The organism is Acinetobacter sp. AOR43_HL, from assembly GCF_027854635.1.
GTDB lineage: Bacteria > Pseudomonadota > Gammaproteobacteria > Pseudomonadales > Moraxellaceae > Acinetobacter > Acinetobacter pittii.
The window spans coordinates 84378-97114 of the sequence record NZ_JAKTHX010000037.1; the positions used below are offsets into that span (position 1 = coordinate 84378).

Below are 12737 nucleotides of genomic sequence, written 5' to 3' on the forward strand. Positions count from 1 at the left end.
TTACATTTGATCATCGTGATCGTTGCTATTACGTTGCGTGCCGACTAAGGTTGCTTCAGTGCCATAGCGCCATTTTTCTTCCTGAGCATCGTTAAAAGCTTGCTGCTCTTGGGTCATTTCAACCACTTGATTGGTCTTACAAAAATCATTAAATGCATGTTTAGGCAAAACCAGTTCCACAAATAGAGTTGGGTCGTGAATGGCAAAATCGAATTCGATAAACTCTGCGTTTAAGTCGCCAGTGACCCGAATATATTTGGTTAATGCTTCGACTTGAGGTTGCGTCATGCTGTACTCCATCAAGACATGGTCTTGAAATTGATGAATGCTCCTTGCTCTCGCTATAAGCTTTACAAAAGCTATGCCAACTTTATTTTTATTATTAAAAACAATTAATTAAGATTTTTATAGAAAGTAAGGTATTTTTAAAATTCACTATTTCATGAATTTTTTTGAATGGTGAAATAGAGATATTCATGATTTGATGAATAGGGTCGTAAAAATTTCTTTTTAGATTGTTTGAGGCTTTAAATGGAGAGATTTAGAAATACTTTTTTAGTATGAAGTTATGTCTTTAAGGTACTAGGACATTTATCTGGTTCTTCGATAAGATGAGATAAACCCAAATGTGTTTAATGGATTAAAACAGATCACTCATGGCTCGAGTAAAATACGATACAACGGGACGATACGCAGATCATCCGCAAGAAATTCACGATTTGCTGTCTAAACTGCACTTTGATACTGCCCACGGCCAAATCTGGTTTGATGAATATCGGATGCTGCTTTTACACACCAGCATTATGGGATATTTGCGTAAAGATTTAGCGCACATGATTGGGCTTGAGCGAACCAAGCGTTTCTTTATTCGTTTAGGGTATCAAGCTGGGTTAAAGGATGCCGAAGTTACAACAAAAATGCGTCCCGATTTAAATGAACACGATGCATTTATGGCGGGTCCGCAAATGCATGCGATTCGCGGAATGGTGCAAGTACAGGCCAACCAGCTTAATTTAAGCCACGATAAAAAACAGTTTTATGCCGATTTAAATTGGCTCAACTCTTTTGAAGCTGATGTGCATTTAGAGCATTTTGGCCCAAGTGATGAACCTGCGTGCTGGATGCTTCTGGGTTATGCGTGCGGCTACAGTAGTTTTGCGACGGGCATGACTATTATTTATCAAGAAATAGAGTGTAAAGCTTGCGGCGATGAGCATTGCCGTATTATTGGTAAGCCTTTAGAAGAGTGGGAAAATGCTGATGAACTGATTCAGTTCATGTCCCCCGAACCCATGGAAAAAGAACTGATCGCGTTGCAGGCTGAACTGTTTGAATTAAAAAAATCAATTTATAGCGATAGTGAAGTGGATTACCAATTATTTAGCTCTGTGGGTAAGTCAGCCTCTTATAAACAGGTCTGTGCATTATTAACCAAAGCAGCAGGCTCGAAAGTTTCTATTTTGCTGCAAGGTGAAACCGGCGTTGGTAAAGAAGCTTTTGCACGAGGTGTCCATGAAAATAGCCAAAGAAAAGACCAACCTTTTATTGCGGTAAACTGTGCAGCGATTCCACCAGAGTTAATTGAGTCTGAATTATTCGGGGTAGAAAAGGGTGCTTATACAGGAGCGCATCAATCTCGCTTGGGTAAGTTTGAACGAGCCAATGGCGGTACGATTTTTTTAGATGAAGTGATTGAGCTTTCTCCTCGTGCACAAGCAGCACTATTACGCATTTTGCAGGAAGGTGAATTTGAGCGAGTAGGAGATTCACAGACACGTATTTTAGATGTCCGTGTAATTACAGCAACCAATGAAGATCTTGAGCAGGCTGTAAAAACAGGGCGATTTCGAGCAGATTTATATTATCGCTTAAATATTTTTCCAGTTCAGATTCCGCCTTTGCGGGAGCGCCGTGAAGATATTCCTTTACTGGTTGAACACTTTCTTCATCGCTTTGAAAAAATGTACGGCAAAACCATTCAGGGTGTAAGTGAAAAGACCAAAGTTTTTATGCAGCAATATGAATGGCCAGGCAATATTCGTGAGTTAGAAAACTTATTAGAAAGGGCGGTTTTATTAACGGATGATCAGCAACTGATTAAGTTAAATGCCATTTTCCCACAGATCAAGCATGACCCTGAGCAGGCTGTAGCTGTTGAAACTGACTTTGATCAATTATTAAAGGCAGAGTTTAATTTAGAAGAACACGAGAAGCAGTTAATTTTAACGGCTTTAAAAAAGGCAAATCATAATGTGTCTGAAGCGGCACGTTTATTGGGAATATCTCGGGCAGCACTGGATTATCGAATTAAAAAATTTCAGCTTTGAGTCAATATCAACAAACACAAAATAAAGGCCTAACTTTAAACGTTAGGCCTTATTGATTATTGCACTTTCGCTGGGAAACCATCTTCTTCAAGTGCTTCGGTAATTTTATCGACGCTTTCACTGCTTTCAACAGTCACGATTTTGGTCGCTAAATCTACATCTACTTTTGCATTTGGATCGACATCTTGAATCGTCGCAGTCACTCCACGAGCGCAGCCACCACAAGTCATATTTTCAATAAGTAGTTTCATGTTCATACTCCATCAAGAATGAGATGTTTGTTTGGATAACACTGAGTCTAAACCTTGTCATGATTGTAAGGTCAAGACCAATTTTTTAAAAAAATATGCTTGACCTTCCCATGATGGGAATCTGTATGCTCAATACAGAATATTAAATTTTGCAAATTTGCAGAGGTGTTTGATGGACTCAAAAAACACAAAATTGCCAGCATATAGTGAAACACTTCCAATAGAAGGCATGACCTGTGCCTCGTGTGTAGGTCGTGTCGAAAAAGCTCTTAAAAAAGTTGAAAATATAGAGATTGCCAATGTTAATTTGGCAACAGAAAAAGCGGTTGTTTATTCAAATCAACCAATCCAGCGCGAAGCACTGGTTAAAGCAGTTGAACGAGCAGGTTATGATGTTCCCAAAGCTGCGCCAGTTGAGTTGTCTATTGAGGGCATGACCTGTGCATCTTGTGTTGCACGTGTAGAAAAAGCCCTTAAAAAAGTAGACGGTGTTCAACAAGCTACGGTCAACTTAGCAACAGAGCAGGCTTGGGTACAAGCAGATGCATCAGTTAATGTTGAAGACTTAATTCGCGCTGTTAAAAAAGCAGGTTACGACGCTAAAGCATCTGAAAAAAATCAAGATGAGCAACTCGATAAAAAAGCGTCAGAGTTAGATCAGCTAAAAAAAGATTTGATCATTTCGATTGTGTTGGCCTTACCTGTGTTTATTTTGGAAATGGGTTCACATCTCATTCCAGCTTTTCACATGTGGATCATGGACACGATTGGTCAATACAACAGCTGGCTTTTACAGTTTGCTTTGACTACATTAGTGCTCGTTTTTCCAGGTCGCCGTTTTTATCAAAAAGGGATTCCAGCCCTGTGGCGTTTGGCACCAGATATGAACTCGCTAGTGGCAGTTGGAACCTTGGCTGCCTACAGTTTCTCGGTCGTAGCAACCTTTATGCCGCATGTGTTACCACAAGGCACGGTCAATGTTTACTTTGAAGCGGCTGCCGTTATTGTCAGTTTAATTTTACTCGGACGTTATTTTGAAGCCAAAGCTAAAGGACGTACTTCGCAAGCGATTCAACATTTGGTAGGAATGCAGCCTAAAACAGCCCGTATTCAACGTGACGGTCAAGTGGTTGAAGTTGCTGTTGCCGAAGTAGTCAGTGGAACTATTGTAGAAATTCGTCCGGGTGAACGTGTACCTGTTGATGGTGAAGTAGTCGAAGGGCACAGCTACATTGATGAATCTATGATTACGGGTGAACCAGTTCCTGTTGAAAAAGTAGTGGGACAACAGGTGGTCGGTGGTACGGTCAATCAAAACGGAACACTGAACATTCGGGCAACCGCAGTGGGTAGCTCATCTGTACTTTCACAAATTATTCGTATGGTTGAACAAGCCCAAGGTTCTAAACTTCCGATTCAGGGTTTGGTTGATAAAGTCACTATGTGGTTTGTACCTGTAGTGATGTTAATTGCTGCAATCACTTTCTTGGTTTGGTTTATTTGGGGGCCAGAGCCTGCACTCACTTTTGGATTGGTGAATGCTGTTGCGGTACTGATTATTGCGTGTCCTTGTGCGATGGGACTTGCAACACCAACTTCTATTATGGTCGGTACTGGACGTGGTGCCGAGTTAGGTGTCTTGTTCCGTAAAGGTGAAGCTTTGCAGCTTTTACAAGAAGCGCAAGTAGTTGCAGTTGATAAAACGGGTACACTCACCGAAGGCAAACCGACACTGACTGACTTTAATGTGCAATCTGGCTTTGAACGCAAACAAGTGCTGATTTTAGTGGCTTCGGTCGAAGCTAAGTCTGAACACCCGATTGCTCTCGCGATTGTTCAAGCAGCAGAAAATGAAGGCCTAAACCTATTACCAGTAACAGCATTTAACTCGATTACAGGTTCAGGTATTGAAGCAGAAGTTTCAGGCCAAAAAGTACAAATTGGCGCAGACCGTTATATGCACCAACTTGGTTTAGACACCAACTCTTTCCAAGCGATTGCTGCTCAGTTAGGTGAAGAAGGCAAAACCCCGCTATACGTTGCTATTGATCAAAAACTTGCGGCAATTATTGCTGTGGCAGATCCAATTAAAGAAACAACCTATGCTGCGATTGAGGCCTTACATCAATTAGGTCTCAAAGTTGCCATGATTACAGGAGACAACCGTCATACGGCGCAAGCAATTGCCAAAAAGCTGAATATTGACGAAGTTGTGGCAGAGGTTTTACCCGAGGGCAAAGTGGACACAGTCCGCCAACTGCAAAAACAGTATGGGCGCTTAGCTTTTGTTGGTGATGGTATTAACGATGCACCAGCCTTGGCGCAAGCAGATGTCGGTTTAGCTATTGGTACAGGAACAGATGTTGCCATCGAAGCAGCTGATGTTGTGCTCATGTCAGGTAGTTTAAAAGGCGTACCGAATGCAATTGCATTAAGTAAAGCCACCATGCGAAACATACGTCAAAACCTGTTCTGGGCATTTGTATATAACGTAGCCCTAATTCCAATTGCAGCAGGGGCATTATATCCAGCATTTGGTGTGTTACTTTCACCGATGTTTGCAGCAGGCGCGATGGCACTTTCTTCGGTTTTTGTTTTAGGCAATGCATTACGCTTAAAACGCTTTCATGCGCCAGTAGAGTAAGCGTGCTGAAAATCAACTTTTGGTTTAAGATCATGACAGCAGGTCTTAAACCAAATTTAATATTTGAGGTGTGAGATGAATATCGGTCAGGCATCCAAACATTCGGGCATTTCGGCGAAAATGATTCGCTACTATGAAGAAATCGGTTTACTTGAAGCAGCTCAGCGTTCTGCTTCTGGCTATCGCATCTATTCAGAAACAGACCTTAAAACTTTAAACTTTTTAAAGCATGCTCGAGAGTTAGGTTTTTCATCTGAACAGATGAAAGAGCTTATTTCACTTTGGAAAAATACTGATCGGCATAGTGCAGAGGTGAAAGCCTTAACCGTCAAACACATTGACGAATTAAAGCAAAAAATTGCACACCTACAAGAAATGGTTAATATTTTGCAGGCTTCTGCCGATGATTGCTGTGGCGACCAACAGGCTTCTTGTGCCATTTTAGACCACATTGAGAAAGGGGTGGGTGTAAGCTAAATCCCATAAAAATAAAAGGGTAAAATCATGATTTATACAGCTTCTTGTCTTTGTAATGGTGTTCAACTCAGCATTAATGCTGAATTAAATCCCATTATGGTTTGTCATTGTAAGCAATGCCAAAAAGCACAAGGGGCTGCTTTTGCAGCTATTACACAGGTACAGAAAACTGATTTAAACATTGTACAGGGTGAAAATCTTTTGCAAGCGTATTTTGCTTCTCCAAACAAAAAGAGAGTGTTCTGTAAAACTTGCGGTTCACCGATCTGGAGTGAACGTTTAGATAAGCCAGAAGTGGTACGTCTGAGGGTCGGACTTATTAATGAAGAAATATCGATGCCAGTCATCTCTCATGCTTTTGTCAATTCACAAGTGAAGTGGTATCCAATTTGTGATGACGCTCGCCAATATCCAAATGGGGTAGAAAACCCTTAAATATTAAGGTTAGATCGTATTTTGTTCATTTGTAAAAAAACGTGAACAAGACTAGTCATGAATAAATAATGTGCTATAACTGTACCTAAGGTAATCGTAATATCTCCTCGCTCCACAGGGAAACTTGGGACAGGGCAAAAGATACGATAAGACCTTACATATAGCTAGCAAAGAGCAAACAAGAGTTGGATAGACACAACGCTTACATTGCTCACCGTTGCAGAAAAGCCCGTGAAACGGGCTTTTTTAATGCCTGTAAAAAAGATATTTCTTATTTGGAAATATCTTATACTTTTAAACTATTTATGAAAAAGTAATGTAAAAATAATAAAATATTTCAAATATACAGACTTTTCTGTATTGCAATTTGTTTTTATTAAGGGTACATTTGGTTAACGGTTTAAAGTTCAAGTTTAATAATGAACTCATGGTCGTTGTGGGAGATCTAAGAGCCTGCATTTTCCCCAAGATGCGGGTTTTTTTTATGCCTGTAAAAAAGTAAAAATTGTAATCAGCTTAAATAAAAAATATCTAATTTACTGTTATCTAAAATATTTTAATTAGCCTACGATCTAAAGATTGCGTAGGCTTAAAATTGTGAATACCACTTAGGAACGATATGCCAGACAAGCTTGTGCGCATGCAAGACACGCTTTAGCACAAACTTGGCAGTGTTCATGGTCATGTTTACTGCATTCTGCTGCACAAAGTTGACAAGCGTTCGCACAAAGTTGCATGGCTGATTCTGCTAGCTCAGAGTTTCTTAGTTCTAAAGACGTACAAAGTTGGCAGGTTTCTACACATGTCATGCAATGCTTAATACAGTCACGCATCATACTTACATGTTCTTCTTGCAAACATGCAGCTGCACATGTTTTGCAGGCAATCATACATTCAATGCAGGCTTGAATTGAGGTAGAGGCATTACAAAATAAAGAAGAGTTGGTTTCTTGTTGAGTTTCCATAAAAGTTCTCCTGTCGAAGACTATTATTAAAAAACAGAATATTGTTATCTCTTTTCATTTTATAAAATCATTTCTTTGCTAGGTGAGTTTGAAATGAAAGGTCTACAAACGCTCAATAGGGCTTAACCTCGTATAAGAATGTTACATCTGGCTACTTCAGTTATAAATTTCAAAACTACCTGCCTAGCATTAGATTTAAAATTTGATTCGATATAATACTTTTGGCTAATTTCTTATTGTGTGAAAATTGTGCAAATTATCAGTGTGAACTTTAAGGGCACACGAAATGGAAAACGTTAATCAATTTGCTCACGGAGCTGAGCATGAAGTCCACATACATTGCAAACGATCATTAAGCACTTTAATACTGAGTATGCTCGTATTAATTACAACTGGTCGTTAAAAGAAAAAGCACCTAAGGGTGCTTTTTCTATATGAGTTTAAAGTAAATGCCTTCACTTAAGAGTCTATAAAGCCACGCCGTTTTTTGTAGGCTTTACGGTCATAAGAAGGGATGTTTGATTGCTGGAGATCAATCGCGAGTTGTTTCTTGCGTTGAAACTGAACTTCACTTAGAAGAGCAGCATAAATTTTGGGACGATCAGTTTTAAACTTTTCTACATCCAACGGAATCGTATCTTCATTCTTAACAATGTACAGCACAGAGCCATTGCCATTCGTTTCATAAACCGTCCAACCAACTCGTACAATGTAGAGTCCGGTTTTCTGATTCTTACCTAAATAAGATTTAAAACCATCTGGATGAGGGCGAACATAAGCATTCATCATGCATCCTCCATCATCTGATTTATTTGATGAAAGCGACAATCAAAGAATTGATGGGGAACGGGACATCATATTCAGTAAAATCACGATTTCTAGTTGTTTATATATTGATCAATTTTCAGATTTCAAGTCAGAAAAAAGCGTTTATTAAATAAGCTGAATAAGAAATAAATATTAAAAATAACGGCTTATTTTTCTGTGAAAAAAAGCTTGATTTAAGTGTTTAGCGAGCATAAAAAATAGCGCTTATTCTAGGTTTATGTGATCGATTTTGCATATTTAAAATTATTGAAATAGTAAGTGAATTTGTAGTCAGGTGGAGTTAATTGTTTGTTTTAAAATTAAAAAAATAAACTTCAATATTTCTTGTTACAACCATTATGTCGACAATAGATATTCCTTTTTGACATATTTCGCCTAGCATAATTAAAGAGTTCGTTGCCTATGGTGTCATTTATGTTTATTGGACTTGTGGTCACCATTTTGTTGACTCCAGGCCCAACAAATACATTGTTAGCCTCGGCTGGAATACAAGCGGGGGTGAAGCAGTCTCTTAAACTTATTCCTGCTGAAGTGATGGGTTATCTCATTGCAATTACTTCATGGGGTATTTTGCTTGAGTCAGTTTCACATTTTATCCCTTGGCTTCCTGCCTTATTAAAGTTAATAAGTGCAACTTTTATTCTCTACCTTGCATTTAAACTTTGGATAACATCAACAAATGACATCAAATTAGACAGCCCACTGATTACACCTAAGGCTTTATTTGTTGCAACACTTTTAAACCCTAAAGCTTTACTCTTTGCTTCTGCTATTTTTCCACATGCAGCATGGGAAGTGCTTCACGTTTATTTTGTGCATATTGCTATTTTTTTATCATTAATTACACCCATTGCATTTTTATGGATTGCTTTTGGAACCGTATTAATTTCAAACAAAGTAACTTGGTTAAACCAACGTAATTTACAACGTACGGCTGCATTTATTTTAACTTTTTTTGCGATGCCAATCGGCTATTCTGCGATTAGCTCATTTTAAACTTAACCCTTTATTTATATTAAAAATTTAATTTTTAGGAGATTTTCATGACAAGATTAAAAGTAATTATCAAGGATCAGTTTGATAAAGAATCAATTGCTTTGGCAAAAGTTAGACCCATGAATGATCACGCGCTCGAACTTCATAAGAGCATTGAACATATTGAAATTAATGATGATATTATTTTACCCAATATGGATTTGCTCTATGAAAACCCTAAAGACGGCAAAATTTATCAGTTAATTGGTCCATTCAGTGAGGAATAACTCTTAAATTAAATTTAACAATAACCATGAGTAGAGTTTGTATTTTGTATGGTCTTAATAGAAATCGTTTTATTTAAGAGATGGTGAAAATTAAGCCAAACTAACGTATAGACACAATTAAAATATTGAACATCTAAAATGGTTATGGGACTATGCCTGTGTAAAAATGTGACCTAATCCACATTTTTGCATTTCAGGATTAAGTGGATTTCACTAAGCCCATTCCTTCAATGAGAAGTAGGAGTGGGCTTTTTTTATTCTTTGAATGTCTCATCTAGAGCTTGTTGAACGGCTTCAATTCGTGATTTACACGCTTTATAAGCCGTAATAGATTCTTCAACAATCTTCATTAAATTATCGATATCCGGGCTTTCTTGAGACTCTAATAATTCGGCATTTTTCTTCAAAATGTCATGACCATCTTTAAACGTTAACTCTTCATTCTTCATTTGGAATTACCTGCGTAATGTTGGCTTCAACCACACCATCTTGCATCTCAATAGCAAGGGCGGGGCTTGAAATTTGGTGTATAGAGCGAATCGCTTTTCCTTCTGATCTAACAATTGCATAGCCCTTGGCCTGAACCTGTTTCGGGTTTTGCAAAAGAATTTCTTTCATCAAAGATTCGATTTGGGCTAATGAAAATTTAACTTGTTGTTGTGAGCTAAACTGAATACGTTCTTTCATCTGGTCAAGCAAACGATGTGCCGAGCTAAGTTGACTCTGTGCGGATGACTTAATGTGATGAAGCAGTTGATCATTTTTGCTTTGATAGGTTGTGATTTGATGCTGAGAAAGTAGCTTAATCGTTTGTAGGCTATCTACAGCTTCTTGTACGCGTTCAACAATGTGGTTGCGAATACCAGCAATGACTTTACTTGGTGTATCAAATGAGCGATGGGCAATTTCATCAAGAATTGTACGGTCTTTTTCATGCCCTATGCCTACCCAAATGGGTACGCTACGTTTGCAAAGTAGGGCGGCAAGCTCATAATCATTTAAATAAGCTAAATCATTCACCGATCCACCACCGCGAATAATCACAATCAAATCAGGTGGAAAGTTAAACGTATTGGCCCATTGTCTTAAACCTGAACCTAAAGATTCAATCAAACTGGTTGCAGCCGTGTTTCCTTGAAAAGTAGCGGTGTGATACACAAAATGGCAAACCCCATTTCGCTCAAGTGCATCTGCATCTTTTTTAAAGTCACCAAGACCCGCAGCATTTTGAGGGGCAATGACTAAAACATTTTGAATATCAAAAGGAGTGGGAAGAAGTTTATTTTTATGGATTAAACCTTCTTGAGTAAGTCGTTCAATAATTTGCTGATAACGTTTAGCAATTTCACCCAATGTAAAACTTGAGTCAATCTCTTCGATGTTGACCGAAAAACCATATTGAGGATCAAAACGTGCTCTAATTTTGATGAGCACATTTAAGTCGCTCGAAATTTCAATCCCAGTTTCACGTTCAAACTTTAAAACAATTTTACTCGCTGAAAATTTCCAGATTGTGGCTTTACAGCTAGCAATGACTTTATCAGTCTCTGCATCTTTTTCTGCGAGTTCTAAATAGTAATGACCGCCCTTAATATTTAAATTTCGAATTTCTGCTTTTACCCAAACTGGCTCATCAAAAGCCACACGTATGACTTCCTGAACTGTGCCGAGATATTCACTAAGGGAAAACTGAGGTTCAGACATACGAACTAAAAATTAAAGGACCAATCTAGATAGTATAAAAGCCATCCAACCAAGGCAATTGTTGTCTATGAATATCGGGTTCTATTTAAAATAAATACAACAATTTAAAGAATTAAAAATTGAAATTGATAGGTGAATTTAGACTGAATGGTTAAAATGAAAAAAATAATAAAAAGAGAATTGTTAATAATTACAACCGATTAAAAAATAAAGTTTGCTTTATAAAATATATGAGCGTATAAAGCTTACTTCCAATTGCGGGGTGGAGCAGTCTGGTAGCTCGTCGGGCTCATAACCCGAAGGTCGTTGGTTCAAATCCGACTCCCGCATCCAAAAATATTATGCTCTGTGATGTACCACTTTTCATAATACGAAAATTATGAAAAGCAATTAGCTTATAAATAACCCTATATAAAGCTAAATATTAAATTCTAGACGAACTGTCCATACCCTAAATCTAGCGTTCTAATTACATACCGTAAAATCACATGAGCTCAGTGATGAGTGAATGATTGTGAATATAGTAAATGAGTGGCACATTGCCACAGCCGTAAATGGCAACGAAATTAATGTGAGGATTGTTCCTCATGTGCGTAAACAAAACTCTCTCGATGGATATCGTTGGGTCGAAGTTGGTAAAAAAATTCAACTTCAATCTGGTGAAGAAATTGAGTTAAACCAAGATGGTAAAAGCTTCTATACGGGATTTAATCAACTTTATCGTTTAAATACATATTGTTGATAAAACCATGGTAATAAAGCGAGAAAACCTATCTCTTTTAAAGGGGATAGGTTTTTTATGTCTACAGGTTATATAAATAATTAAAGTTATAAAATTCTGAAGTGGTTAAAAAAACTCGTATTATTATTTTAATTATATTTAATAACTAAATTAGCCTGCACGCCAGAACTGGCGACCCATAACCTTAAAGTTTTTACCGTTCTCTTCAGTGACACGTCGATCTCTAAATTTTTCATTTAAACTGTGCAAAATTAAAGAACCATCTGCCTCTTTAAAAATTTGTTTAATCATTCCTTCGCCAGCAAAGTAAACCGCATAAATCTCGCCATCAATGACTTCAGTCTGTGAGATATCAATACCGACCAAATCTCCATCTTTAATGTAGTCGGTCATGCTGTCGCCCTTAGCTTTAATAATACGCATGCATTCTTGAGCAACGCGTTTTTCTTTAAAGAATGAAGCGGGGAAAGGAATTTTTCCATTAATAGCATCAAAGTGAAATTCAATAGATTCACCTGTCCCGCAAGAAAAGTTAGCTTCTACAACTTCAATCCAAACATATTGATCGGTAGATTCTGCACTCACCACAGTCGGGCTAAATACATCACTTTCTCTAAAAGAGTCTTCAGTATTCCCAGTCGTTAACCAATAACCATCCACTCCTAAAAATTGGGCAATTAAAGGAAGAAATGCAGATTTTAAATTTTTCCCTGACTCTAAAGCCTGATAGGCAGGTTGTGACATCTTTACAGCTTCTGCCACTTCAGCCTGAGTTTTTTTGGCTTTAATTCTAGAGTCTTTTAAACGGTCTTTAAGAGCCATAATGGTTACACCAGTAAACTTATAACAAATATATAACTTAAGTTATATCTAGTAAAACAACTATAGTTATTGACTAATAATAACTATAGTTATAATATCAGTTATATCTCAAGATGAATAGAGAAAATTTAAGTGGTGCCTAAGTCACTATTTATCGCTTTATCAAAGCTTTGGGATGGAAGCTAAATTTATTTTGTTTCTACAGGTAGCAGAATAAAAGGGAGATAGCTCAATTATTATTTGCAAACAGGCTATCAAAACAAAAATTGGAATAAAAAAA

The 12737-nt window shown here is 37.7% G+C and carries 14 protein-coding genes and 1 tRNA gene; 8 read left to right on the forward strand and 7 right to left on the reverse strand.

Going from position 1 to position 12737, the window contains the following annotated elements; genetic code table 11:
- Positions 1-288 carry a phenol hydroxylase subunit gene (locus tag MKL33_RS18990; protein WP_270907536.1) on the reverse strand — a complete coding sequence of 96 codons (288 nt, stop codon included), beginning with the start codon at positions 286-288 and terminating at the stop codon, positions 1-3.
- 368 nt (positions 289-656) lie between these two features.
- Here MKL33_RS18990 and mobR point away from each other — a divergent pair, with 368 nt between their 5' ends.
- A complete protein-coding gene (gene mobR / locus MKL33_RS19000; protein ID WP_270907537.1) occupies positions 657-2327 on the forward strand; it encodes a phenol degradation transcriptional regulator MobR in 1671 nt (556 codons plus the stop codon).
- A 56-nt stretch (positions 2328-2383) separates the two neighbouring features.
- On the opposite strand, the gene MKL33_RS19005 is transcribed toward mobR, so the two are convergent.
- The gene (locus tag MKL33_RS19005; protein ID WP_001985155.1) at positions 2384-2584 is read right to left on the reverse strand and encodes a heavy-metal-associated domain-containing protein; all 201 of its coding nucleotides are present in this window, start codon (positions 2582-2584) and stop codon (positions 2384-2386) included.
- 166 nt (positions 2585-2750) lie between these two features.
- On the opposite strand from MKL33_RS19005, the gene MKL33_RS19010 reads away from it, so the two are divergent.
- The 3 genes from MKL33_RS19010 (at position 2751) to MKL33_RS19020 (ending at position 6134) form a co-directional block, all read left to right on the forward strand.
- Positions 2751-5222 carry a heavy metal translocating P-type ATPase gene (locus MKL33_RS19010; protein ID WP_270907538.1) on the forward strand — a complete coding sequence of 824 codons (2472 nt, stop codon included), beginning with the start codon at positions 2751-2753 and terminating at the stop codon, positions 5220-5222.
- A gap of 75 nt (positions 5223-5297) precedes the next feature.
- Positions 5298-5699 (forward strand): Cu(I)-responsive transcriptional regulator, encoded by a 402-nt coding sequence (gene cueR, locus MKL33_RS19015; RefSeq protein WP_002119912.1) that lies wholly within the window; start codon positions 5298-5300, stop codon positions 5697-5699.
- A gap of 27 nt (positions 5700-5726) precedes the next feature.
- Complete coding sequence (locus MKL33_RS19020) at positions 5727-6134, forward strand: GFA family protein (RefSeq protein WP_002119862.1); 408 nt, start codon at positions 5727-5729, stop codon at positions 6132-6134.
- Between the two features lie 608 nt (positions 6135-6742).
- Here MKL33_RS19020 and MKL33_RS19025 read toward each other — a convergent pair.
- Both MKL33_RS19025 and MKL33_RS19030 read right to left on the reverse strand, forming a co-directional pair.
- The gene (locus tag MKL33_RS19025) at positions 6743-7099 is read right to left on the reverse strand and encodes a four-helix bundle copper-binding protein (RefSeq protein WP_086376888.1); all 357 of its coding nucleotides are present in this window, start codon (positions 7097-7099) and stop codon (positions 6743-6745) included.
- Positions 7100-7558: 459 nt separating this feature from the next.
- Positions 7559-7888, reverse strand: a complete 330-nt coding sequence (locus MKL33_RS19030) for a hypothetical protein (protein ID WP_005070242.1) — start codon at positions 7886-7888, stop codon at positions 7559-7561.
- A 441-nt stretch (positions 7889-8329) separates the two neighbouring features.
- Here MKL33_RS19030 and MKL33_RS19035 point away from each other — a divergent pair, with 441 nt between their 5' ends.
- Together MKL33_RS19035 and MKL33_RS19040 are read left to right on the forward strand one after the other, a co-directional pair.
- Entirely contained in the window at positions 8330-8923 is a 594-nt protein-coding gene (locus MKL33_RS19035; protein ID WP_033850539.1) for a LysE family translocator, read from the forward strand.
- A 47-nt stretch (positions 8924-8970) separates the two neighbouring features.
- Positions 8971-9189 (forward strand): hypothetical protein, encoded by a 219-nt coding sequence (locus MKL33_RS19040; protein WP_033850537.1) that lies wholly within the window; start codon positions 8971-8973, stop codon positions 9187-9189.
- A 254-nt stretch (positions 9190-9443) separates the two neighbouring features.
- On the opposite strand, the gene xseB is transcribed toward MKL33_RS19040, so the two are convergent.
- Together xseB and xseA are read right to left on the reverse strand one after the other, a co-directional pair.
- A complete protein-coding gene (gene xseB, locus MKL33_RS19045) occupies positions 9444-9638 on the reverse strand; it encodes an exodeoxyribonuclease VII small subunit (RefSeq protein WP_002119890.1) in 195 nt (64 codons plus the stop codon).
- Complete coding sequence (xseA, locus tag MKL33_RS19050; protein WP_270907539.1) at positions 9628-10893, reverse strand: exodeoxyribonuclease VII large subunit; 1266 nt, start codon at positions 10891-10893, stop codon at positions 9628-9630. Before xseA ends, xseB begins: the two co-directional genes overlap by 11 nt.
- A 256-nt stretch (positions 10894-11149) precedes the next feature.
- Here xseA and MKL33_RS19055 point away from each other — a divergent pair.
- Both MKL33_RS19055 and MKL33_RS19060 read left to right on the forward strand, forming a co-directional pair.
- Positions 11150-11226 (forward strand) — tRNA-Met (locus MKL33_RS19055).
- Between the two features lie 175 nt (positions 11227-11401).
- Positions 11402-11635, forward strand: a complete 234-nt coding sequence (locus MKL33_RS19060) for a hypothetical protein (protein WP_005070233.1) — start codon at positions 11402-11404, stop codon at positions 11633-11635.
- A gap of 150 nt (positions 11636-11785) precedes the next feature.
- Here MKL33_RS19060 and MKL33_RS19065 read toward each other — a convergent pair whose 3' ends face one another.
- Positions 11786-12457 (reverse strand): XRE family transcriptional regulator, encoded by a 672-nt coding sequence (locus MKL33_RS19065; RefSeq protein ID WP_002119885.1) that lies wholly within the window; start codon positions 12455-12457, stop codon positions 11786-11788.
- Between the last annotated feature and the right edge of the window lie 280 nt (positions 12458-12737).